Origin of the sequence: Snodgrassella alvi wkB2 (assembly GCF_000600005.1) — a bacterium.
GTDB classification, from domain to species: Bacteria; Pseudomonadota; Gammaproteobacteria; order Burkholderiales; family Neisseriaceae; genus Snodgrassella; species Snodgrassella alvi.
Genome location: NZ_CP007446.1, coordinates 564,322 through 587,207, shown reverse-complemented (window position 1 = coordinate 587,207; position 22,886 = coordinate 564,322). Strand labels below are relative to the sequence as shown.

Below are 22,886 nucleotides of genomic sequence, written 5' to 3'. Positions count from 1 at the left end.
ACTCCCATTTTAATTTTTTTGTTTTGTTTATTTTATATAGTGACAAATCCTTCACGCCACTCATCCACATCTAAATAAGTCTCATCAATATCTAATCTTTTCAAATTACTTACATAATAAATTTTTGAAAAATTTTTTTTTCTTTCTAAAGCTATTTCATAAGTACTATAAATACCTAAAGTTTGAAATGCCTCACCATCAAAATCGTCAGAATTCGGTGATTCCTGTGAGATTTTCTTGTTTCCATGATATGAATAAGTTACATAACTTAAACGAAATAAAGTCTGCATTTTTTATATCCTTTTTTATATTTTATATGTTTAATGTATAAAATATAAGTAAACATATCAACATCAATCTATAATTTTTAATTTAATTACTTTCTGTTTATTTCTTTTGGGGTTTAACCCTCCACCCTCTAAAAGATTTTTTAATTGACTAAGCTCACTATGACATCCTCTATTTCTTTTATAAGAACAAAAATTTTATCATAATATTCCAAAAATATACGCAAAACAATCTGCTCAAGTGCATCATATACAGATGAAGTTTTCCTCCAGACCAACTAAGTACATCATCAGTTATGTCCTAAGTAACAATTTATCATTAATCCTTACCTCCCAATAGGTTCATATTTATTTCTATCTTCACAATATGGATTCTGAGGATTACTAATCTCAATTAGTAAGTAAAAATTTTTGTTCAATGCTTTTATTTTTATACGCTTTCTTTTACTTTTTAGCTTACAAAAGCATCATCGGGATATGACTCTGACAAACTTATCTATTTTTATTATAAATTTTCACCATAATCTTTTTAAGTATATTTTATAGAATAAAGGTATATCTAATAATCATTTCGAATACCTTGTCATCTATGTTAAATACAATGAATTTTAAGATTTTCCAATAATATTGTCTTTGTTTTCAGCAATAAAATTTTTTAATTCATTGTTATATTTCTCATAATAATCTTTAAATTTATTTCTATAATATATGCGTTTATACAGATATTTTCGACCATAAAGCGCACTATGTAATATCCTGATAGGAAAACGCCTGTTTCTCCCACTCTTTAAGTATAAATAACTGCTTTGTCTCTTCAGCTGATAATAAATTTAAATTTCTAATCAATATAACTTCCTGTGAACGGGAGTCCATATATATAATGCCATATATATCTGGTTATATTATCTACCTCTCTAAAATAAGCTAAATTTTTATGAAAAATACTATCAGCTAACACTTGTCTTGCATAGCGGGCTAAACAGAATCGATGTGGTTTTTTCCAGTCTTCAGGTTTTTCTAACTGAGCAATAAATTTTTCCGCAGTCTCAAACCATTGCTTCTGCCCTAAATCAGAAAACGTATTTTGAATACTAAAGGTGTAAATACCCCATTGTTAGCACACAAACCAAGTAGAAAATCATGCTATTTGTTTCATGTTTCTATATTCAATTGGTGTCATATTATTTAATGCTTCATGCGGTCTTTCTGTGTTATATATTTCTAACCATTCTTCGGTTATTTTTCTTGCTTGTTCCAGATTTTTAAATATATACAAATCTAATACCTCCGTTCGATATGTGCGGTTAAATCGTTCTATGTAGCCGTTTTGATAAGGACTACCAGGTTTAATGTAATCTATGCTTATTCCATGTGATTTTGCCCAGCTTGTGAATCTGTTTGAGGTAAATTCTGTGCCATTATCAACTCGTATTTTTAATGGATAACCGTAATATTGAGCCAGTCTATCTAAATACCGGGTAATTCTACCTGCCGATAAACTGACCGCAATATCAATGCCTAATGCCTCACGATTAAAGTCATCAATAACATTAAAGGTTCTAAATCTACGATGATTTTCAGAACGATCACTCATAAAATCCATTGACCAACATTCTCCCAGACGACTTGGTACTGATAATGGTTGTGGATAACGCTGGGGTAATCGTTTATTTCGTTTCGAACGAATGTTGAGTTTTAATTGACAATGAACCCGATAAACCCGTTTATGATTCCACTTATATCCTAGTTTCCTGATTCGATGAAAACACTTAGGAAATCCCCAACGTAAATGCTTGTCTGTTATTGACTTAAGTAACGAAATAATCATAGAGTCATCTGCCGATTTAGGTTGGTAGTAGTAAGCACAGCGACTTAAATTCACAATAGTGCAACTCATTTTAATTGTTACACAGTATTGTGACTGAAGTGTTTGTGCCCAACACTTACGAACTGCCGTTGGCACTATAGCTTTTTTATTATTTCTTGCTGAAGCTGAGAGGTTAAGCTTAATTCGGCATACATTTGTTTGAGTTTACGATTTTCAGCTTCCAGCTGTTTTAAGCGCTTAATATCCGAAGATTGCATACCGCCATATTTATCCCGCCATTTATAAAAAGTAGAAACGGCCATACCATATTTACGGCAAAGCTCTTTGACAGAGATGCCAACTTCAGCTTCATTTAAAATAGATACAATTTGATGCTCTGAAAATTTTTTCATATTGAAATTCTCCTTAAAAATATCATAGAGAATTTTCTACTTTCTTGCTGTACTATTTTAGGGGATAGTTACACCCCGTTTAACCGGGACTTTTTTAGTTATTAAAGCAAATAAAACACGACAATCCCTGATAATTAAACCGCTATAAAAGCGCTCCTTTTATCTTTTGAATATATTGATAAAATTTTAATAAAAAACTAGTGAAAATAAAAAGTCAAAACTAGAATTGTGTTTTGGAAATTATTTAGGATAAGTTATGAAAATTACATCTAAAATAAGACTTGAAAATTTAAACCTATTAGTCAAAGAAGCTGGAGGTGTAACGCAACTAGCTAAAAGAGCAGGATATAAACAGTCTAGTTACTTATATCAAATCATTAATCGCACACCTGTTCAAAATGGCAAAGCAAAAAATATCGGATCAAATATGGCTTCAAAATTAGAAGAAGCCATGAATAAACCTAAGGGATGGATGGATCAAGAACACCAAAAAAATTCAAAATCAAATTCTGTGTATCTCGGCACTCTAGAAATCTGGGGCTATTCTAAACCTTCAGGTGACATTGAAATAGAAGTACCGTTTTATAAGGAAATTAGTTTTTCGGCAAGTAATGATTTTGCAGAATACATCAAAGATTACAATATATATAAACTTTGTTTTGCGCGTTCTATTTTTGCAAAGCACGGCATTAATCCAGAATCCGTTGTGTGCGTTACAGCAAATGGCAATAGTATGTATCCTGTTATTCCAGATAGCAGTACTATCGGGATCAATACAGATGATAAAGATATTCGAGATGGCAAAATATATGCAATAAATCATAATGGATTACTGCGTATAAATATTTTAAAAAGACGCCCAGGAAACAAATTATTGATCCAAAGTTTTAATTCTTCAGAATATAAGGACGAAGAAGTCAATCGGGAAGAAATACATATAATTGGTAGGGTGTTTTGGTGGTCTGTTTTAGCTTAATGCGTAGATCTATTTAAGAATAAATTATAATAAAACTTTCTATCGATATTTATTACAAATAAAATGCCTAGTACACTAAGAGATCGTTTAATAGAATTAATGGCTGAGTGTGGGCTCAGCAAACAAATCGAACTAGCCAATCTTGCTAAGTTTAGTAAAGAATTGGTTAATCAATGGTTTAATGGTAATACAGGCTTGGTAAAAAACCTTTGTTAGAACTGTCAAAAAATACAGCTTTTTCAGCTCAATGGTTAGCAGATGGAACAGGTCCAAAATATAAAACAAATGACACTGATTCATTAGCTCAAAAATCAAGCACATTGGAAACAGTAAATAGCAATTCTACAATCCTGAAATTATATGATAGGAGTGCTTTTTGCGGTCAAGGAACCATAATTTCTGAATTTCCAGTACAGTACTTCTTAGGACAGTTGAGATTCCTAACGATGCTATTATAAAGCTATTGGGCACAACAAATTTACAAAGTGTTTAGCTTATGCCTCCTGACGGGGATTTAATGGAATCTACTATACCCAGACTCTCCATAACATTCATTAAAACTGATATAGATAAATTTCAAGATAACGGAGTTTATCTTATAACATTTGATGGTTATACCTATATTAAAAGACTAGCAAGAGGGAAATCGGGGGTAATCAATGTAATATCTGATAATAAACTTTATTCATATACAGATTTTGATATTGCACCAGATGATTTAGATCGATTAATAATTCACGGTAAATTTTGGAAAGCATTACCTTTAGATTTTTTTGATATATAATTTAAATTAACAGTTTATTTTCATTATTTAAATGATTTCAGCCGTATTAACACAGTATTTTTGCATGTAAATACCGGCAGCTGTTTACCGGTGTTTTTTGTTTGAAGGACATCTAAATCTCTATAGTATACATTCCAAGCAACCATAATAAACTTGGCAGAAAAACTAATTAATTCTAAATGTTACACAGCTGATCAATTTCTAGGTAAACAATAGATTTTACAATTAACTATAATTCACAACTCTAATATTAGGATTTAAAAATGGATAGACGAGATAAAATATTGTATTTAATAAATAATTCATTCAACGGAAGCCAAGTAAAATTTGCAGAGGCAATTAAAAGATCTCCGGCTCAAGTTAATCAATGGGTAACTAATCGCAGGGCTGTTGGCGACGTTTTGGCTTTACATATAGAACGAACTTTAAATCTACCATCAGGTTGGTTAGCTAAAGAAGAAGACAATAAAATCAAAATTAATCAATCAAATGCCTTTCATCTAGGAGCACCCAGATATATATATGACGAATCATGCCCATTGGGGAATGATGAGATTGAAGTTCCTTTTTATACGGATAATATTTTAAGCGCAGGTAACGGATTTGTATCAGATATACAAAATTTTAATAATATGAAAATGCGCTTTTCACGAACAATGTTAAATCAAAAAGGTATTGATCTAAGATGTTTAGTATGTATTGTGGCTGATAATGATAGTATGGAACCAGCTATTCCAGATGGAGCAATTGTTGGAATCAATACGAGTAATACTCAGATTAAAGATGGTAAATTATACGCAATTAATCATGACGGTTTATTATGTATCAAAATCCTAAAAAGACGACCTGGCAACAAAATTCTGATACAAAGTTATAATTTTAACTCATATCCTGATGAAGAGGTTGATACAGGAGCAATTACTGTTATTGGAAAAATATTTTGGTGGTCAGTTTTGCTATAACATAAATTTATGTTTTAAATTGCAAGAAAAGAAAAAGAGAGAGATTATTACATTAAATTGCTATTTTATCTAAATAGCCGAAAACCTAGTCATTTATAGTGTGGAGGACATCAAAATTCGCACATATTAAATGGCAATACCTTGATAAATGTTGCCGCCCCAGTTGATTTTTTTCGCCCAGCTCCTTGGCTGCCTGTTGCATGGCTTCATTAATTGCAGCGAATCTTCGGGTCGTTATCTTTCCTATTGATAGGGTACGGATAAATATCCACTGCGCGCCCTGTTGCATGCTTACTCGCCAGCGGTGTACTTACCCAAGTCACTTTTTTTTCATTCGGCCGCGCGTATTTCGGATCAACTCCCTTTTTCACGCATTCATTAGGTGTACGCCCTTTACCGTAATTGATGAAACACTGTTCCTTACTTCTTTTCTCCTCAATAACGGTAAAATCCTGCTTAGAGATTTCAATGGCTCGCTTAACGACCTTAACCAGATTGGCATCAACGTCGCGTAAATTGTTCAGAGAACGACTGCCTAATTTGTACATATCAAACCTTTCATAAATAAAAAAAGCAGTCAGAACGGCTGCTATGTATAGACTATTTACATTTATTAATGTATTATTAAATTTAATCCCCTTTAATTAATTTAAAGCCCTCAAAAACTCCTCCGTCTTGAGGGTATTTTTTTTGACATAAAAAAAGCTGCCTACTGGCAGCTTATTCAATTCACAAAAACTCACTTAGTCCATTTAATATCAAGCTTACGCTTATTTTCGGCGCAATCTTTTAAATACATATTCATTAAAACCTGATACGGTAATCCGGTTTCATCAGCCATATCTTTGAAATAAGTAATACTATCTTCATCAATCCGAATAGTGATTGTTTTCTTTAACTGTCCGGAATACGGATTGCGTTTTGCTTGACTAAAATCGTACTCTTTTTTCATAAATGTGCCTCGTATTGTTTGCGTTCTTGCTTGGTGGCTGTCCTTGCTGAAATCAAACGGATTGTATTACCTCTTTCACAATGAATAACCACTAATACACGTAAATTCTCACTCATCCCTAGCAATATGAAACGGTCTTCATCTTCGGAATGATCCGGATCATTAATTATTAAAGCATTTTCGTCCCAAAATACCGTAACAGCTTCATCAAATGATACACCGTGCTTTTGGATATTGCTTGCTGCTTTTTCCTGATTCCATTCAAAACCATTAATCATTTTATCCCCTTAGTTGTAAATATATTATATTTATATTTTAAATATACAACAAGTAGTTAATTTTCATATAGATGATTTTTTCACATCATCTATAGTTACAACTGTATCAATGGCACCAGCGCTCCAAATAGAAAAGCTGGCATTTAGCTGGCTTAAATCAGTTAAATAATCAAAAAACTACAATCAAATCACTATTTATGCTTATCATCTGTATCACCGATTATCTTTTCTGCCCTGTTACACACAGCATTAATCAGTTTTTTAGCCAGCTTCGGCGCAGTTGCTTTGAATGCGTCTAACAGAGATTTTGAGGCCATACCGGCAAACACACCAGCACCGGCAAACAGCCACGGGTGATCCTGTGTAAAGAAATACTCTGTTACTGCGGCTGAAAAAACCATGCCTATAATGATGAATGTCACAGTGAGCATGACGCCATAGCGTCGGTAATCAGACACTACCAGTGAGCCGAGAAAGCCACCAGCAAGGGCGAAACAGTTGGACAGTGTAAAAACTTCATTCATTATTTCCCGCCTTTTTTATCTTCTGCCTGTTGCGTGTTTTTAATCAGATTCCTGCCAACCAGTGCGCATATGATGGCAATCAGCGGATAGGTAGTCATGCCTGTGGACAGTGGCGGATAGGCGGCGATAAATGTTCCGGATATCACAAACCAGATCAGTGCCGACCATAACAGGCAGCAACCGGAAAGAATATTGCTGCGGCTGGAATGACAAAAGGCAGTAAATAGCTGCCCGATGGCAACCACAATTAAAATGGTCACAAACACCTTAGGGTATAAATGCGGGAATTTGCCGTATAGATCCTCCTTAATTATCTCGTCACCATGCAGGCCGAACACCAGCGCAAAACCCAGCATAGCGAATCCGTTCAGTACTTCGATTATTCGCGTACCGGTACCGAACAGCCAGTTTTGCAGTCTGTCCGGTAAAAACCGGAAGTCCAGTAACCAGTAAAACCATTTAATCACTTTTGTCATGACATATTTACTCCGTAAAAAAACCGCTTTTCAGCGGTTATCAGTTAATAGTTGCTTTTAGCTTCTTCCCATAGCCGGAACAGCCTGTCCTGATCAATATCCAAGGTATCAGTAAAAAACTGCCAGATATCATCATTTTCCAGTGTGAATGTCTGTGCTTCCATGATGGCATTACGCACTTTAATCAGATGAATACCAGTTAATTCTCGCTCAGCGATTTCCACCAGTTTTTCCTTATTTTTCCCGTACTCCAGCTCAATCTGAGTTAATATCTGGCTGCGATTCAGCATACCGGCATTTTTTCTTTTATCGAGCTGACGCAATTCATCGGCATTAGACACTTCTATCCATGTTTCTGCCTTTTCTAACCATTCGCTATAGGGTAATGGCGCCTGCGTTGTTACATCATCCGGTAGCACTCCCAGTTCAGATATGCGAATGCGTTCGCCGGTTTGTTTGCTGTAAACGGTTTCGCCGCGATGATCTTCAATATATTTCCAGACGTTGCCCAACCATTGCGGAATATAGCCTGCTTTTAATTCAGGCTCATCAGCGATGATGCACAGCCAAGGTATCAGGTAATTACCATCCGTGTTAAGAGGGTCTAAATCCGCTATAGTCATACCGATAAAATAGTTATTTTCGTCCAGCTGGCAGACGGGAATAGTTGGTGAATATTCTTTCATTCATTACTCCTTAAATTTTAATACAGGCAAGCAGTGCAACATTGCGTGGTCGTGTTTCTGCTGATGTTCTTGCTACTTCCGCATTGTCAAATTTAACTTTAAAGTTTAGTGTTAATGGTGTGACCGTTCCGATTTTTGCTGTACTCACATTCTCTCTGCTAAAAACACCATTGGAATAATCCTTACCCACGAAAGTGATATCACCAATTTCACCAGTCATACGCTGTACTGTATCTGACTGGGTGGTACCCAACTGCCTGCCATCATCAACGCCTCTACCCTCATCATATGCGCGTAAAAACTCACCTCTTAAATCCGGCAGGTTAAAGGTAGTTTTCCCGTCCCCTGCACCGAAGCGTGTACCAATAGCCGCATACAGACTGGCATATGATATGCGTGATACTGCTACGCCATTAGCCTTTAACCAGCCGACAGGTGCGGTATCCATAGCGAAAAACTGCACAGCTCCGGCAGGCGTGGCATTAATATCTTTGCTACCGTCAAACGGTATGCCATTAATACAGACTGCATTCTGTAGCCTTGTGGCAGTTGCGGCATTGCCTGTTGTATCTTGGTTACCTCTGGTATTCACGCCGGGCAGATCTATGTCCTGTGTACCATCAAAGAAAACCCCGCCGATATTGCGCCCATCAAGTAATTTTGAGGCTGTAACAGCGTTAAGTCCTATGCCGGCAATAACCTCCCAGTACTGGGGATTCTGATTAGGGTTATTGGTGTTCTTATCTGCAACTGAGATAAAAACTTTCGTGCCATCATCAGCCAGCAATACCGCACCTTTCTGATACCCGCCAAAAGCATCACAGTAGGCTTTATCAAAATAGAACAGATTGCCTTTCTGCATATGTACAATAGTGGCGGATAAGGCGTTAAGAATGCCGTTAAAGTCCATACCCTTTGGAGGCAGGCCGCCCGATTCTACCGGCTGCATGGTTACGTTCGGAAAACCGTCGCTCCATGTTGCATCCTCCGGATCTTGTCCGGGCTGCCGGGTGTTCTGAATATTGTTTTTACTGCCGTTAGCCGCAAATGCCTGCGGGATTAATACTGGATTTTTACTCATGCGAAACTTCCCTGGTTAAATGGTTGAAAACCTGTTCCGGAAAAACCAAAAATCCCCGCAGGCGGGGATTCACGATAATCAATTAAAACGCCGGACGGGCGCGGTAATAATTGCAGGTTATAGATAATATGCCTTTAAAATTTATTGGGCGTAAATTCAAAAAAATACCGCCCTTTCATGTGGCCGGTAATTAAAAAATACACGCGCTTCTCAGGAAATATCATGCGCAGGTATTTATTAATATTCGGTGCTGTTGCATGAAGAATATTGGCAGCCGCCTTAATCATAATAAGCAGGCGGAAACGCTCATCCGATAAATGATAGGAACTGAACCGTGCACCTGCCGAACTGAACGGATAGCTGTTAAATGGCTGGAAAGCCTGCGGACTGGTTTTAAAGCCGAAAGTATCGATATCATCAGGCGGAATACTGATATTGCGATTCACCCCCACAATCCGCCCCCAGATATCCAGCCCGAAACTCTGTGCAGTTTTCACATTGAAAGCCAGCCGGTAAAAATCATCAATTGATCCGGCAGGGTCTATGCATTCATTCATGCTGTCAATCAGATTGCAGATAACCGGACTGTTTGCATACTGTGACATTAAAGTGTCTTGAATATTTTTCATGATATTTTAATCTGATAAATTGAGGCTGCCGGGTATTCATCCACGCCGATTTCGAGCATGTCTGCCCATTTTTTACCGTCCTTACTTACCCGCAGGGACACTACACTTAAATGAGGAATAGCAGCAGCAACCGGACAGATGAATTTAGAAGCAATAACCGGCTGTCCGATTGCGGCCTTTGCGGGTCCGGTTGTAAAACCGGTAATAATGGCCGCTTTTACAGCTTCGCTATCCTGATATGACAGCAAATCAGGATCATCAACCATAACCTGAAAAAAAACCGGCACAAAAGCCGGTCGTAAAAATTTTACGGTGTATGTCGGCGGTCTGACGGGGAAATTTTCTGTATCCGCTATCACGCATTCTGTATTGCCATTAAAAGAACAGCCCGAGCCGGCTTTGTTCAAAATGGTACGGGCAATAGTTTCATCATCTCCGCCTACTACGGAAACCAGAATACTGTTACGGATAACCGGATAATTGGTGGCACCAACCTGTATAGTCTCATCTGTCGGGTTGTCGATAACATACACATCTTTAACATCGGCTAAATCAGCCACTGCACCATAAGTTGAGGCATTGGTATTTTTGCTGTTAATCGCTACCGATGCCCGCCGGCGTTTTTCAAAATCCAGACGACTTTCTTCTTCAACACCGGCAACAGCTGCATATGGGTTGGTTACCCGATCTAAGCCGGTAATTGCTTTAGGGATACTGGTAATCGTATCGGGTGCGGCATTGATACTGCCCGCAGATACACACTGCGCCTGCACGCTTACTTTACCGTCTTGGGTAATGGTTGCTTCGTTAGTTAACTGCCATTTATTGCCGTTATCGTCATTAAATATCGTACCGGCTGGAATGGTCACCCCAGCCAACCCGTTCAGCACCAGCATTACACTGGAATGCGTAGCCTGCTTACGGGTCATAAAATAAATATATCCCAGCCCGTCCTGCCAGATACCCTGCGCATAACGCGGGTCGAACTGATTTAACAGGGTTATCATCTGATTGCGCTCATCGGTAATAATGGCGGCCAGAGAAGTTACTAACTGCCCTTGCGGTGTGTTCATGGCCGTATTCAAGTCCTGCCCGAAAGCATTTCTAAACAGTTCCCATAAGCCGTTGATTACCTCATCTGTGGATGGTGCAATAATCCCCTTATCAGTCACCTGTAATTGTGGAATGCTCATAAACCAATCACCCCCGTTTTATGATTGCTGTTAGTAAATTTAATCTGCCCGCGGATAATCCGGTCACCGTCAAGCATTAACTCTGCCTGAGCTGTAACAACTCCGGGGACGCTTAGCGCGGCATCGTGAAGATGTTTGCGGTATAAAGCCAGCAGATAGCGTCCGTTACCTAGAATGCGCGTTAAATACGGTATTCCCTCCTGCTGGTTAAAATACATATCTTCTTTCATGGTACGGCAGGCACTGGCAATGTCCTGCGCTTGCTGATAGGTGCTTTCAGCAACAGCAATGTTGCCCTCTGCATCAAGCGTCAAATCCCATGTATCAGGCATTAAAAATAATGTTTTCATGAATTGGGCTTCCCTGTATTGCCGTTGCCGGTAGTCACGCCTTTGTGAGTGTGATTTTGCAGACTGACTGAACCGGCTTTAACATCTCCATCAGCACTGATACCGCCGCCACCGGTAAACTGCGCTGTCTGTAAAGCATTGACCGCATAGCTGCCTGTCGTAGTGGTTACCGCTGAAGCTTGCATGCTGATAGATGGTGCCTCCAGCGTGATACTGGTCGGTGAGTGAATCACTATGCCGCTGTCTGAAAAACTAATGTACTGCTGCGGTGTACCGTTTAAAAATCCGCCGATATACAGCCCGTCATTCCAGTCATGCTGGCGGCGACTGCCGGGTGCGGATTCGGCTTTATTGCGCTTAACTGCGGATATGTCGCGTGAGGCAAAAGCACATAAACCGATATCGCCTGCGACCGGATCGCAGATAACCGCATTGCTGCCGCCCTGTAAGCGGAAATACGGAACGCTGAATATTCTGCCGGGTGAGTAGACATTGCCGGCACCGTCAAGCATCTGTACCAGCGGCTGTACGTTTACTTCACCCACCGGACTGACGCCGGTACCTGAAACCGCCAGCACTTTGACAAGGGTCACGGTCTGAACCCGAGATATCAGATTGGAAATAACCGCGTTAAATTCTGCTGCTCCGCCCAGTGAATGATTGATATTCAGGTTGTCCAGATTTTCATATTCTGCTGATTGCTGCATCTTTGCTGTCTCTCCATGTTGCGGCTATATCACAAAACCAGTTTCCGTCCGGCTGATTGGATTCAAGGCTTTTATGCATGCCGTATATGCGCCATTCGCCGTTACATACTTCAATCTGGCTGTCCTGTATCTTGCAGATACCGCCGAAACGCAATAACGGGTCGTACAGACATTTAAAGGTTACGCCGCGTATATCAGGTACCGGATAGCTGATCAATCCTGAGGTGGGCGTAATGACCGGAATTTTGATGTTGCGTGAGCCGCCTTTCGGCGTAACTGCAATCAGGTTATTCTCAATGTACATATCAAACTCAAAATCATGTTCAAGCGTTTTAAGCTTATCCAGATTAGAGCCGTTTAAAGTCAGGTTTTTGGTGATTGCAGATACGCCGTTATTCTCAAGCTGATAACCCATACTGTCGCAGATATCCTTGATTGCATCGGCAATATCCACCTCTCCCTCTTTTTCATACGGCGGCTGCGGTTTTTTGTACTCCAGCATGGCCGCCTGAGATTCAATAACCAGACAGACATCGGGAGCCACAGAAAAATCCATTGTCGCAAAAGTAATATTGCCTTCAAATTCAGTAATCAGCTGGTCACCCTCTTCTCCGACTTCAACTTTTACCCTGTTCATCAGTGCGCCAAGTGTATTCCAGTGTACACGGAATAGTTTGGCCATTTTCTCTAATGCCAGCCCGTAGATTCGTATTTGCGCTACCGGCATTACTGAGCCGTAACCGAACATGATGTTACACATCACACGAAAGCCGGTTGCGCTGATCTGGTTATAGTTGCCGGTAAAAACAATCTGCTCACCCTGTTTGTCCTTGTCCCGCAGGGTAACGGTTACTTTTATCTGTTTACGTTTCATCGGTATACACCAAAACAAACCGGCCATTCAGGCCGGTGTAAGTCGGGTTATCGTCGCCATTTGTATCTATGAATACAAGATTTCTGGTTATCGGTGTTCCGTTGAGACAGACGCGGTTTTGTACCTGTACGCCGTCTTTGTCGTTTTCTACGCTGGCAAAAAGCTGCCCGAGCCGCGTAAACAACCGGATATGCCAGCGACTGCCGTTAATCACAAAAGATATATTCTGATTAGGATTAGCATCCAGCGGTATGGTTACTGTTGTCATTTAAACCACCCTTTAATAGCGTTTACAGCCTGAGATAACAAAGATTCCCCGGGTTTTTCGGGCTGTTTTTCTCCACCATCGCTTTCTTTTGCATCATCAGGATTTTTTACCTCTTCGGTATCGTATTTCACTACCACTTCGCGCACTTCTTCTAGATGGAGATTTACTTTAATCAGTTGCGCACCATCTGACGCTTCACGCGCGGTGTCGTAACCGACAATACAGGCGTTGGTATAAACATATTCAGGCGTGATGATGTAAAACAGCAGTGTACTGGCCGCCAGTGTTTCAACCTGTCCGAGAAACATACCGCGCATTAAAGTGCCTCCTGAGCCTTTAGTAAGCTGTACAGTGGCTTTATACGGATTGGCGACTTTGTTGTAACAGGCGAATGAGCCTTTTTCAACCGGTGCCTGTGCTATTTTGGCGGAATTACTGTATTTGAGAGAGGTAACGTTATCAGCCAGCAGAATGGGTATTCCATACTCGTTAAATACGCCCCAGTAATTTCCAAATACGGCATTTATCAATGCTGCCCCGCCCAGACTGATCAGGGCATTAGTACCGGCAACATTCAAGCCTTTAAAGTTTGGTATGTTAGGAATACCGCCAATTGGCAGCATAGTTTACTCCAATAAAAAAAGCAGCCCGAAGGCTGCAATAGAAAAGCCAGCTCATGGCTGGCTTGAATCTGTTACACAATCAAATCACTATAAACATTAGATACTAAAACAGGGTGGTGCCCAAATCACTCATATTTACCCCTAACTATTTGATAATTATAACTTTATGGTGGTGCCCAAACCTATGCGTCATAGCAGTTGATTGCGTAACAGAATCAAGATTAAAGTTTATATCCCTCAAGCTCTTTGGTTTTGGTTTTTATCAGCTTTATTCTACAGTTGAACCGGTTAATTTCTGTCTGTATCTCCGTATCAGCCGGCTTTTCTGAATTGCATTCATTATCCGCACTCTTGGTCCAACTTTTAAGGTTTGAGCTTAACTGATCTCTAATTGGTTCTGGTATAGCATCCCATGTTGTTTCTAGTGTTTTTATTGAATCATCTGCTTCTTGCTTTAATTTCTGTAGCTTTGCTTCTTTTACGTTGACATAAACTTGATCCTGCTGTGCTTGAAGTTCAGAAATACGGCTACGCGTCAATTCAGTCTCACAGTTTAAATACTCAATTTGATTCTGCTCTGGCGTAGGGTATTGGTTTGACTGGCACTGCTTTTTCTTTTGTTGATTCCATGCAAGCTGTTGAGGCTTTAAATGGTTGCGCACATCAACGTCCATATTTGTCCATAAGGTATTTATCTCGTCATTTGCTGCTGCATTCTCCTGTTTTGCACTTTGTAATGATGCTTGTATATTTTCCTGAGTATCCTCTTGGCTATCTGTATTGGTAACAGTTTGAGCTGCCGGCTCTATTGCGGGCGTACTTGCTACTGTCTTTTCTTCGCCATAGCATGCTTTCAGAATTACGCTAATTACAACCAAGAAACCAATCGTTGCCAAGATACTTTTTAAACAGCCACCATTTTTAGCTACAGCAGTCGCGCTAGATGATGCAGCCGCAGATGCACTTTGATTAATGATAATCTGCGGCTTTGCCTCAGTTGGCTTTGTTTGAACTGGATCACCATACCCATTATGGGAAGATGTATTACGGGCTTGGTTTAGTAATAAAGCTTTGTGTTCTTCATACTCTTCCTGAGTTATTGCCCCTTTTTCCAGTAATTCATACAAGCGTGTAAGTTCATTTGTTAATGATGGTTTAGACATAAAAAATCCTTATGCAGTATCAAAGTTTTTACCTAAGTTACTACAAAAAAATCAAGATGAACAAAACCAATTAGCAACTAGTGAAAACATTGTATCTGCCTTAATTTTCTTATACGCGTTTTCTTTTGTCTCATTATCTGTTTCGATAACTTTGTTATTTTTTAAATAAGCAGTATCAGCCATCTTCATTAAATTTTTTTCACAATTTATGTGAATTTTCAGCATTGTAGAATCAGCAGAATTTCCTTCTGGTGTTTTAAAAGGTTTAGGCTCCTTTACTATAATCCATGCAAAATCTTGCCCGTCATAAAAATTATTATCTGCATACAAAATCAAGCCATCAGGAGTATGGGCAATTTGTTCCCAATCAAACTCCTTTGCTGCTAAAGGCGTTGCAGTAATTAAACATGCTATACCAGATAAAACAAATTTCTTCATGTCATCGATACCCCTAGCTGGTTAAATAAATAGTTATGTGTTTCTTTCATCGCTGCCACGGTATTTCCACTAACAGTATTTGATGAAGTTTTAACATTCATATTTGGTATATTAACATTAACATATTTCCTATTGTCTGTATGTGTTGTTGTATTACCTCCAGCTAACTGATTGCTTTGGCTTACTCCTTTTGATATTCGATTTGCGTTATACGCCATTTCCATATTAGCGGTCTGTTTAAAAAAAGCATCCCGTCTGTCATGCCCGCTCTTGTATTTTGGGTCATCCTGCCGCCAGATAATATAATTATCACCTAATATTTTGTGTCCTTTATCGTATGCGACATTCGGATTATCCAAAAATTCTTTTTTGGTCTTGGAGTACGCGGGATTGTTGGATATTTCAGACAGCATATATTTAACCATTTCATCAAGCGAAGCTTTTGATCTGGTTATTTTTCCGTTTTTATATAAACCCTTTGCTGTTAATTCCGCAATTAGCTTTTTAGCCCGAATTCCCTGCCAAGAAATCAGTCCAACATTTGTTGCGCCATTTTTCGGGTCTGTATGCGAACCAAAAAGAAAATCCGGATTAAATGAATTTTCCCGACCAATCTCAGCAGTCATTATTCTCGCTTGCTGTGCGGATAAACCATGTTCACGAAGAGATGCATAAATTTGCTGAGCATAATTCATATTTCCTTTTACAGATACACTGGTTGCCGTTTTCTTCTGGTTTGGCGTTTCTGATGATTTCATACGTGCAATAACCGGCGTAATCTTTCCCGACCTGATATCGTTAAAATAAGCATCTGAAGGAGCGGCAGTATTCCCTCTTTTATTAGTCTGAATAAAATCTGAAACCCAATATTTACCGTTAAAGATAGCAGCATGACCATAGTTATGTTTCGATTTACTTGAGGACGGCATAGACATAACATCCCCTTTCTGAGGAGTGTAATTTTCATTGTAGGCAATACTTTGAAATTTCCCTGTTTTAAGTAAATTGTCTGCTACATCTCGTCCATGTCCCCAGATTTTAATACCTTGCGCTCTTAATGCATTATTAACATATTCAGCACACTTTTCCGCGCTAGCCTTTAAAGCATGGCTGGTGGCGTAATCCGCTGCTGCCTGCGCTGTTTCTGCTGTCTTTTTTGCTTTGGCAGGCGCATTAGCCTCTACAGGTTTCTGAATCCCGTTCTGCTCAAAGTAATCCTTACCGCCATGAAACAGCCGGTACATACTTTCACCGATGAAGCCCGCTACATCTTCTTTCTTTTCACCCATTGCATCAGCAATTATGCCTGTTGCAATATCAGAATAATTGTCAATCATCTGTTTGGCTTGCTTAGCCGCACCGGTAAAATCGCCGCGCACCAGTTTACCCAGAATTTCAGCATAACCTTTCAGGGTAGGAATGGTGTTATTTTTTACGGCATCAACCAGATTGCCAAATGCAGTACACAGAGTATCAACGGACATTTTGCTGTCTTTAATACCGGCACTGAATGAACTCCAGTCAAACAGAGATTTACCGCCCTTAGCCCAAGTGTCGTAATCGTCGTACAGGAGTACAAAAGCACCCGCCAGAGCGGTTACCGCAGCAATTACCGGATTAATCGCGATTCCAAGGGCGCCCATAAGGCGGATTAACGGCGTAAACGGAGCAATAAACGCCAGTAGTGCACGTCCGGCACTTAGTAAGGTAGGAATCAGCAGCATACCGATTACGATGGCCGCGGCCTGGAATACTGCCTTAATAACTTTTTCATGCCGTTGTAGAAACTCAAAGAAGCTGTTTACTACCTTAATCAGAGTAAGCAGTATTGGCGTTAATGCATCACCCACCAACTGCTTCATGCTTTGCCAGTGTGCGCTCAATATCGCTTGCTGTTTGGTTAATTCGCGACTGCGGGCAATGGCTTCCCCGTCTGAGTGATACATTCTTTTCTGAATATCCAGAATTTCCTGTAACTCTTTGCGACCAGAAATTAAGGCGTTGATTGTGCCGTCATCAAAGCCCATTTTTTTACCGATTGTATAAGCCTGTTCCTTTGGCATTTTCTGGAATGAATCAGCCAGATCAAGCATTACATCATCCAGTTTGCGAACCTTACCGGCATCATCAACAACACTGACGCCCAAAGCATTGAAATAAGGCAGCATGCTAGCGTCACCAAACATTACCAGCCCGTTCATAGCCTGTTTAATGCCGGTTAAAGAGGCTGTCATACCCTGCGCACTGCCACCGAAAGCACCTGCCGCATTCTGCCAGTCTGTAATACTCGCAGTAGCCATGCCTAACTGACCGAAAAGCTTTGACACTTCCATATTGGCATGCGCAGCATCATTAGCCAGTTTAAACAGCCCTGTAGAGCCAATGATTACAGCAAAAAATCCGGTTAGCTCCTTAGTTACTTTTGCAATGGCCTGACCGAATTTTGCTGTCTGTTCGATAGAGGAATGATATTTCTTCGCTAGTTCCTCGTTAGCCTTTCCTGCCTGCTTTGAGGCTTTTTCGGTCTTATCCAGAGACTTTTCGAGTGCCTGATTTTTCTTTTCCGCCTTATCTGCCTGCGCAGTGTATTTAGATGTATCGAGCATTAGCTCGACAAGCATTTGTTCAACTATATTCGTTGTCATACTTATTCACCAGCATTTTGTTATGTTCAGAAACCTGATAAACCTCAAGAATATTCAGCACATCCTCAAGCCCCAGCACACTATCAAGCTCAACGTAAGAAGCCAGTCCGGCTGTAATAACCTGACTGGCTAAAGAAGAGACATTCACTGTTTGTGCAAGTACGCCTTCACGGAAAGGCAATCCCGCCGTTAGTTCGTATCTGGGGAATTGCCGTCCGTTAAAAAATCGATGTGCACCAGTAAAGCCTCTTTGCGTAACTCAAACAGTGTTTTTAAATCCTCAATGTCACTTTCTATGTCCAGAATACGCGCCCGTCCGCCAGAGGGTATTATCTGCACGCAGGTAAGCAGTTCATCCAGCAATTCACCGCCTATCTGCGGGTCTATCTTGCTGATAACACTAATGGCGAGTTTTGCCATTTCCAGCATGCCGCCGTTCGGATTGATACCCGCTGTATCAATGCCGCTTCCGGCAAGGGCAAACAGGGCACGTTGTGCCCATTTATCTGCCTGTATAATCGGCATTTCGGTGATCAGAAAAGTTTTACCTTTATCGCGACCGGTATCTATTTGAATTGTTTTTGTTTTACGTGCCATCAGTTAGTCTCCTCTGCGCCATTCAGAACTAATCTGAATGTGTACTGGCTGCCTGCCAGTAATTTCTGACCGGAAGCCCCGCCGGTTAATTTAACTAATGCACCCTTGGCACTATAGCGTTTTTGTATAGACGGAATTTCAACCACAATATCAATCGGGCGTGTTTCCATATTGGCATTAAAGTCTTTGCGGATATTCTCCATGTGCTCGATTGACTCGCTGTTTGCTTCTAAATGCAGCATCCATTCCACTTCGTGCGGCGTATAGCCCATTGACTGTTTACCATCTACACCCATGCGGGTTTCTGAGATATTGGCATCACCAAAGCCCCAGGCGTTATCCGCCTGAAAGCCTTTTATCCTAATATAATTGTCGTATACACCTGTGCAGCGCAACATAAGTACGGAATTGGCTGATGTAATCGTTAGCGGGTTATGTCCCATTGGCATGATTTAATCCTTTTATAAAATTAAATCCGCGCAAACAGCGCGGAATCTCGATATAGATCAGGTTAAGTTATTGCACAGCGATAGAAGCCAGATTCACAGTATGAACACTGCCGCCGTCTGCATACCAGAGCTTTAACGGCAATGATTCGCGCTGACCGCGTACCTGTGCTGAAGCTTTATTTATCAGCAGGCAGTAACCGGCTGTTTCAATCTGTCGCGCCGCGTCAAAACCGGCCTCATAATTAATCTGGGTTTTCTGCGCTTCAGACAGGTTTACCCCGCGCTGAATGCCACCAAAATTCAGCATTTCATTAATCGGGTCTTGTGCGGCTGCGCGGTGAATAGCAATGCCTTCCTCGTTATACGGGATAGCTTTATAGCTGATAAGCATATTCATAAACGCCAGTTGCAGTTGAGCGTTGAAATACACCTGATTCAGGTAAGTATCCACCCAGACAAAATCACCGCTTACTCTGGTATTTCTGAAAAAGATAAACCGCTCATTAGCTGTTGCCCACGCGCCATAATAGGCGTAGCCGTTGCTTTCCAGTGCCGTGGCATCTTTAAGGGCGGTGACAGAGGCAGCAATACCGCTTTGCCGCTTGAATTCCATAGTCGAGCGACCATTTCTTTCACTAAAGTTGATGGAGGCAGCATAACCGCAAGCCAGTCCAGCCTGTTCGAGTGTGCCGTAAATCGCTGTTGTTCCGGATATGGCATTTTCTTTCAGCCATGAGGCAAAGCAGTTGGTATTGTTGGCAATCAGGGCGGTTGGCTCCTGCGCATAATAAACAAACCAGTAACGGCTGTTCTGTTTACTGTTCCACTTAGCCAGTGCTTTCAGAACATCCTGAGTAAATGCATCGCCGATAGTAGTAATAACAGCATAATTCAGGGTATAGCCTGATACACGCTCCATTACAGAATCCGGACTGTCTGCCTTAGTGGCATTATCGGCAATCGCTCCGGTATTTTCAGTTAAGCAGAGGGCTTCTGCTGCTGTTCCGCCAGCAAAGGAAATAGCCGAACCTGCACCGGCAGATGGCGAGCTGATAATAAATGCCTGTAACTGCGTATCAAAGACAACATCGTTAGTTAAAGCCTCTTTGATTTTTATCGCAGCATCACTAAAGCTTTTGGCTTTGCTTAAATCGATTGTTGCAGTGGTTACCGTGCCGTCTATGGTTAGGGTTATTTCCCCTTTGATGGCTTGCAGTTCATTCAACTGCAATGATTTAACACTGGCACCAATCAGCCGTGCATTAATATCTGTCTGATTGTATCGGGCGATAAACAGGGTTGCGGGCTTGATGGTTGAACCGACATAACCATCAAAATAACACTGAGCAAACTGATACTCTTTACTGTTATAACCGTATACAGCACCCACATCGGCGGCACTGGCATACTGATTTATCGGATACACACTGCTGTCTGACAGTACGACGGTATTTAAGTCCAGCGCATCACCGCCTGTACCGATTACCGCCGGATTGACGGTAACAATATTACTTGCAGGAATTGAAGGTAACATAATATTTCCTATGGGTTTTTCAAAGTTATAACCGGCATGTCCAGATAAGTCTGTTCATGCGAAAATTCAGGGTTGTATTGCAAAAGCAGTTCAACCATCCAGCGTTGCTCATAGCGTGACTGCTCATTGATAAACGCCATCTGTACAGGGTCTTTGCAGTAAAGCGGCTGGCAGGATATAAGCCGCGCCGTGGTGTAGTGGCTTTTCCAGAGATTGCACAGCTTGCGCGCTTTATCGCCTGAATCAGCCCCGTAAAAATCAATCTGCATGGTTATCTCAACTGACTGCTGTACAAAGGTCTGATTGTCTGCCGGCTCGTAATAATGCGCGGAAACATCCAGTGCCTGCTCAAACAGAATTGACATAACAATCGCCTGATCAGGTAAAGGTGCATCATTCTGGTAACCCTGTATGACTGATTCAGGCGGGCATAAAAAAAGCCCGAGCAGATATGCGCGGACTTCTGTGTAAATCTGTTTATGCGTTACTGTCGCCATAGCAGCACCTTGCACCAAGCCGGAAAGGATTCCAGCACCTGTTTAACCATCCATTCTGATGTTTCATTTTCGCCGTATGCGGTAAAAATTACCCGTTCCGCACCTTTGCCCTGTGAGCGACGGATTGCAGCTATCTGACCGGTTAGATAGGCGTAGATAAACTGCCCTTGCTGGTTAATCAGGTTAAGGTGCTCAAGGTCGGCAGAGGAGATGCTTTGTAACTGAATAGTTATAGGCTTTTCCTCAAAGCATGGCACAACGGCACCGGATTCATCTACTGCTGAGCCGGAATTGATTTTTAATACTGCCTCCTGATTGGGATTAACCCCAGCAATAATGCTGTTAGCCATTCCTCTAAGATTCATCATTATCTGATACCTCTACACCGATCGATCTGGACATCTGCATAGTGTCACGCAATGGAGCGTCTTTGCCTTTTCTGGCGATAGTCGCTTTTGAGTTAGGCGGGTCTGTCCATGTCATGATTGATTCAACCAGATCGCCTTTCATTGCCTTGCCAACCAGTTCCAGTCCTTTAACCGCGCCATGCTGGTTAACCAGACCCGGTAAAGCCCTAATCCATTTGCCCTTATTCACCCGTACTGTTTTACGAAAGAATGAGCGCGCCGGAATGTTGATTGTGTGCGCCGGTACGGTATGAGTAGTGGCTAAATTGGCTTTAGACTGTTTGACAAAACGGCCGTTAAGCCGGAAATCTCCGGTTTTTTCACTAACCAGCCGGTAAACGGTTATCTGATGTTCCGGAACCTGAATCTGTGCGCCGTATTCATTCCAGAACGCCACCTGTGCAACAGGCAACGGCTCGCCATCGGCTTGTGCATAGGTAGCTTTTTCAAAAATACCTGCCCGCACCTTTTTGTTTTTGCCGGCTGCATATTTTTTCAATGCATCCGATAAATCACCGATTTTTTTCATACTAACGCCTAACCGGCATAGGAAACTTGCCGAGCACATAAAAGAATGAGCGGTATTGTTTGATCAATGCCCAGTAACGCGCTCCGTATGGTGTCTGCTGGTACCATTTTTCTGAATGGGTAGTCTGTCCGTTATCCAGTGATACAGACACACTACCCTCAGAAGCACTGGCAACACGACCGACTGCCTCGTTACCGCTGTCTATACGCTGCTGTAAGGTAGCAATATGCGCCACCAGCAGAAACAGCATCAATTCACGCTCATCAAGATTTTTAATAATGCTTTTATCGGTGTTATTGCACTGCATGCAGGCCTCAACAAAAAACATGCTAAGCTGATCATCAGTTACAATGATTTTCGGGTACAGTTTCCTGAATCTGGAAGCATCAAACCTGACTACGCCGCTCATGGCTGCTCCTTATTTTTCTGCCGGTTGAACGCTGGTTTCTTTTGACGGATCTACCGGCTCCATGTTTGACTGGTTATCTTTTTTTTCAGCGGCTTCGTCTTTCGCGGACGACACATTGGCATTAGCAAAAATCAGCCCGTTTTTAACCAGATCACGATCCTTGTTTTCTTCCAGCCATTTTGCCCAGAAAGCGGCGGGAACATTATAGGTAAGTCCGTAACCACAAATAATTTTCGAGGAATTACATCCGTTTATTCTTTGTACCTGTTCACCCACCTGTAATAACAGCCCGTTAGGTAGTTTGCACCCTACTACTACAGTATCTTTTGCCATATAAACTCCGGAAAT

31 protein-coding genes are annotated in these 22,886 nt (G+C 41.0%); 3 read left to right on the top strand and 28 right to left on the bottom strand.

Going from position 1 to position 22,886, the window contains the following annotated elements; all coding sequences use genetic code 11:
- Window positions 1-32 precede the first annotated feature (32 nt).
- Window positions 33-290 carry a hypothetical protein gene (locus SALWKB2_RS02720; RefSeq protein ID WP_025330152.1) on the bottom strand — a complete coding sequence of 86 codons (258 nt, stop codon included), beginning with the start codon at window positions 288-290 and terminating at the stop codon, window positions 33-35.
- A gap of 1,135 nt (window positions 291-1,425) precedes the next feature.
- Window positions 1,426-2,507 (bottom strand): IS3 family transposase gene (locus SALWKB2_RS02715; protein ID WP_370530642.1). Its coding sequence is split into 2 segments (ribosomal slippage): window positions 1,426-2,264 and window positions 2,264-2,507, totalling 1,083 coding nucleotides; the frame shifts between segments, so codons are not numbered across the junction.
- A 256-nt stretch (window positions 2,508-2,763) separates the two neighbouring features.
- On the opposite strand from SALWKB2_RS02715, the gene SALWKB2_RS02705 reads away from it, so the two are divergent.
- The 3 genes from SALWKB2_RS02705 (at window position 2,764) to SALWKB2_RS02690 (ending at window position 5,229) form a co-directional block, all read left to right on the top strand.
- Window positions 2,764-3,483, top strand: coding sequence for a S24 family peptidase (locus SALWKB2_RS02705; RefSeq protein ID WP_025330151.1), 720 nt, complete (start codon window positions 2,764-2,766; stop codon window positions 3,481-3,483).
- Window positions 3,484-4,000: 517 nt separating this feature from the next.
- Window positions 4,001-4,267: a S24 family peptidase gene (locus SALWKB2_RS02695; protein WP_100115245.1), complete on the top strand. Its 267-nt coding sequence runs from the start codon at window positions 4,001-4,003 to the stop codon at window positions 4,265-4,267.
- A 263-nt stretch (window positions 4,268-4,530) separates the two neighbouring features.
- On the top strand, window positions 4,531-5,229 hold the full coding sequence (locus tag SALWKB2_RS02690) for a S24 family peptidase (protein ID WP_025330150.1): 699 nt from the start codon (window positions 4,531-4,533) through the stop codon (window positions 5,227-5,229).
- Between the two features lie 209 nt (window positions 5,230-5,438).
- Here the strand turns inward: SALWKB2_RS02690 and SALWKB2_RS02685 are convergent, their stop codons facing one another.
- The 26 genes from SALWKB2_RS02685 to SALWKB2_RS02555 all read right to left on the bottom strand — a co-directional run bounded on the left by SALWKB2_RS02685 (window position 5,439) and on the right by SALWKB2_RS02555 (window position 22,871).
- Complete coding sequence (locus SALWKB2_RS02685) at window positions 5,439-5,777, bottom strand: M15 family metallopeptidase domain-containing protein (protein WP_051506385.1); 339 nt, start codon at window positions 5,775-5,777, stop codon at window positions 5,439-5,441.
- Between the two features lie 191 nt (window positions 5,778-5,968).
- Complete coding sequence (locus tag SALWKB2_RS02680; RefSeq protein WP_025330149.1) at window positions 5,969-6,181, bottom strand: CopG family antitoxin; 213 nt, start codon at window positions 6,179-6,181, stop codon at window positions 5,969-5,971.
- Entirely contained in the window at window positions 6,178-6,459 is a 282-nt protein-coding gene (locus tag SALWKB2_RS02675) for a BrnT family toxin (protein WP_025330148.1), read from the bottom strand. The genes SALWKB2_RS02680 and SALWKB2_RS02675 overlap by 4 nt, the downstream gene beginning before the upstream one ends.
- Before the next feature lie 191 nt (window positions 6,460-6,650).
- Window positions 6,651-6,983 (bottom strand): hypothetical protein, encoded by a 333-nt coding sequence (locus tag SALWKB2_RS02670; protein ID WP_025330147.1) that lies wholly within the window; start codon window positions 6,981-6,983, stop codon window positions 6,651-6,653.
- Window positions 6,983-7,459, bottom strand: coding sequence for a hypothetical protein (locus tag SALWKB2_RS02665; protein ID WP_025330146.1), 477 nt, complete (start codon window positions 7,457-7,459; stop codon window positions 6,983-6,985). Before SALWKB2_RS02665 ends, SALWKB2_RS02670 begins: the two co-directional genes overlap by 1 nt.
- A gap of 44 nt (window positions 7,460-7,503) precedes the next feature.
- A complete protein-coding gene (locus SALWKB2_RS11560; protein ID WP_025330145.1) occupies window positions 7,504-8,145 on the bottom strand; it encodes a hypothetical protein in 642 nt (213 codons plus the stop codon).
- A 10-nt stretch (window positions 8,146-8,155) separates the two neighbouring features.
- The gene (locus SALWKB2_RS12385; protein ID WP_051506383.1) at window positions 8,156-9,226 is read right to left on the bottom strand and encodes a phage tail protein; all 1,071 of its coding nucleotides are present in this window, start codon (window positions 9,224-9,226) and stop codon (window positions 8,156-8,158) included.
- Between the two features lie 134 nt (window positions 9,227-9,360).
- Window positions 9,361-9,831, bottom strand: a complete 471-nt coding sequence (locus tag SALWKB2_RS02645; protein WP_157785035.1) for a DUF2612 domain-containing protein — start codon at window positions 9,829-9,831, stop codon at window positions 9,361-9,363.
- A gap of 20 nt (window positions 9,832-9,851) precedes the next feature.
- Window positions 9,852-11,048: a baseplate J/gp47 family protein gene (locus tag SALWKB2_RS02640; RefSeq protein WP_025330144.1), complete on the bottom strand. Its 1,197-nt coding sequence runs from the start codon at window positions 11,046-11,048 to the stop codon at window positions 9,852-9,854.
- A complete protein-coding gene (locus SALWKB2_RS02635; protein ID WP_025330143.1) occupies window positions 11,045-11,398 on the bottom strand; it encodes a hypothetical protein in 354 nt (117 codons plus the stop codon). The genes SALWKB2_RS02640 and SALWKB2_RS02635 overlap by 4 nt, the downstream gene beginning before the upstream one ends.
- A complete protein-coding gene (locus SALWKB2_RS02630; RefSeq protein ID WP_025330142.1) occupies window positions 11,395-12,105 on the bottom strand; it encodes a Gp138 family membrane-puncturing spike protein in 711 nt (236 codons plus the stop codon). The genes SALWKB2_RS02635 and SALWKB2_RS02630 overlap by 4 nt, the downstream gene beginning before the upstream one ends.
- Window positions 12,083-12,979, bottom strand: coding sequence for a baseplate hub protein (locus tag SALWKB2_RS02625; RefSeq protein WP_051506381.1), 897 nt, complete (start codon window positions 12,977-12,979; stop codon window positions 12,083-12,085). Before SALWKB2_RS02625 ends, SALWKB2_RS02630 begins: the two co-directional genes overlap by 23 nt.
- Window positions 12,969-13,247: a phage baseplate plug family protein gene (locus SALWKB2_RS02620; RefSeq protein ID WP_025330140.1), complete on the bottom strand. Its 279-nt coding sequence runs from the start codon at window positions 13,245-13,247 to the stop codon at window positions 12,969-12,971. The genes SALWKB2_RS02625 and SALWKB2_RS02620 overlap by 11 nt, the downstream gene beginning before the upstream one ends.
- Window positions 13,244-13,870 (bottom strand): phage baseplate protein, encoded by a 627-nt coding sequence (locus tag SALWKB2_RS02615; protein ID WP_025330139.1) that lies wholly within the window; start codon window positions 13,868-13,870, stop codon window positions 13,244-13,246. The genes SALWKB2_RS02620 and SALWKB2_RS02615 overlap by 4 nt, the downstream gene beginning before the upstream one ends.
- A gap of 221 nt (window positions 13,871-14,091) precedes the next feature.
- Window positions 14,092-15,033: a lysozyme inhibitor LprI family protein gene (locus tag SALWKB2_RS12340; RefSeq protein ID WP_025330138.1), complete on the bottom strand. Its 942-nt coding sequence runs from the start codon at window positions 15,031-15,033 to the stop codon at window positions 14,092-14,094.
- A 51-nt stretch (window positions 15,034-15,084) separates the two neighbouring features.
- Complete coding sequence (locus SALWKB2_RS02605; RefSeq protein ID WP_025330137.1) at window positions 15,085-15,471, bottom strand: hypothetical protein; 387 nt, start codon at window positions 15,469-15,471, stop codon at window positions 15,085-15,087.
- Complete coding sequence (locus SALWKB2_RS11550) at window positions 15,468-18,116, bottom strand: CHAP domain-containing protein (protein WP_025330136.1); 2,649 nt, start codon at window positions 18,114-18,116, stop codon at window positions 15,468-15,470. Before SALWKB2_RS11550 ends, SALWKB2_RS02605 begins: the two co-directional genes overlap by 4 nt.
- A complete protein-coding gene (locus SALWKB2_RS02595) occupies window positions 18,097-18,297 on the bottom strand; it encodes a hypothetical protein (RefSeq protein ID WP_025330135.1) in 201 nt (66 codons plus the stop codon). Before SALWKB2_RS02595 ends, SALWKB2_RS11550 begins: the two co-directional genes overlap by 20 nt.
- 8 nt (window positions 18,298-18,305) lie before the next feature.
- Window positions 18,306-18,713 carry a hypothetical protein gene (locus SALWKB2_RS02590; protein ID WP_025330134.1) on the bottom strand — a complete coding sequence of 136 codons (408 nt, stop codon included), beginning with the start codon at window positions 18,711-18,713 and terminating at the stop codon, window positions 18,306-18,308.
- Entirely contained in the window at window positions 18,713-19,162 is a 450-nt protein-coding gene (locus tag SALWKB2_RS02585; protein ID WP_051506380.1) for a phage tail fiber protein, read from the bottom strand. The genes SALWKB2_RS02590 and SALWKB2_RS02585 overlap by 1 nt, the downstream gene beginning before the upstream one ends.
- 67 nt (window positions 19,163-19,229) lie before the next feature.
- Window positions 19,230-20,696 carry a DUF3383 domain-containing protein gene (locus SALWKB2_RS02580; protein ID WP_025330132.1) on the bottom strand — a complete coding sequence of 489 codons (1,467 nt, stop codon included), beginning with the start codon at window positions 20,694-20,696 and terminating at the stop codon, window positions 19,230-19,232.
- Between the two features lie 8 nt (window positions 20,697-20,704).
- Entirely contained in the window at window positions 20,705-21,193 is a 489-nt protein-coding gene (locus tag SALWKB2_RS02575; RefSeq protein ID WP_038648690.1) for a phage neck terminator protein, read from the bottom strand.
- Complete coding sequence (locus SALWKB2_RS02570; RefSeq protein WP_232335968.1) at window positions 21,181-21,561, bottom strand: hypothetical protein; 381 nt, start codon at window positions 21,559-21,561, stop codon at window positions 21,181-21,183. The genes SALWKB2_RS02575 and SALWKB2_RS02570 overlap by 13 nt, the downstream gene beginning before the upstream one ends.
- The gene (locus SALWKB2_RS02565) at window positions 21,548-22,129 is read right to left on the bottom strand and encodes a hypothetical protein (RefSeq protein WP_025330129.1); all 582 of its coding nucleotides are present in this window, start codon (window positions 22,127-22,129) and stop codon (window positions 21,548-21,550) included. The genes SALWKB2_RS02570 and SALWKB2_RS02565 overlap by 14 nt, the downstream gene beginning before the upstream one ends.
- A gap of 1 nt (window position 22,130) precedes the next feature.
- Complete coding sequence (locus SALWKB2_RS02560) at window positions 22,131-22,538, bottom strand: DUF4054 domain-containing protein (protein WP_025330128.1); 408 nt, start codon at window positions 22,536-22,538, stop codon at window positions 22,131-22,133.
- A 9-nt stretch (window positions 22,539-22,547) separates the two neighbouring features.
- The gene (locus SALWKB2_RS02555) at window positions 22,548-22,871 is read right to left on the bottom strand and encodes a hypothetical protein (protein WP_025330127.1); all 324 of its coding nucleotides are present in this window, start codon (window positions 22,869-22,871) and stop codon (window positions 22,548-22,550) included.
- Window positions 22,872-22,886 lie beyond the last annotated feature (15 nt).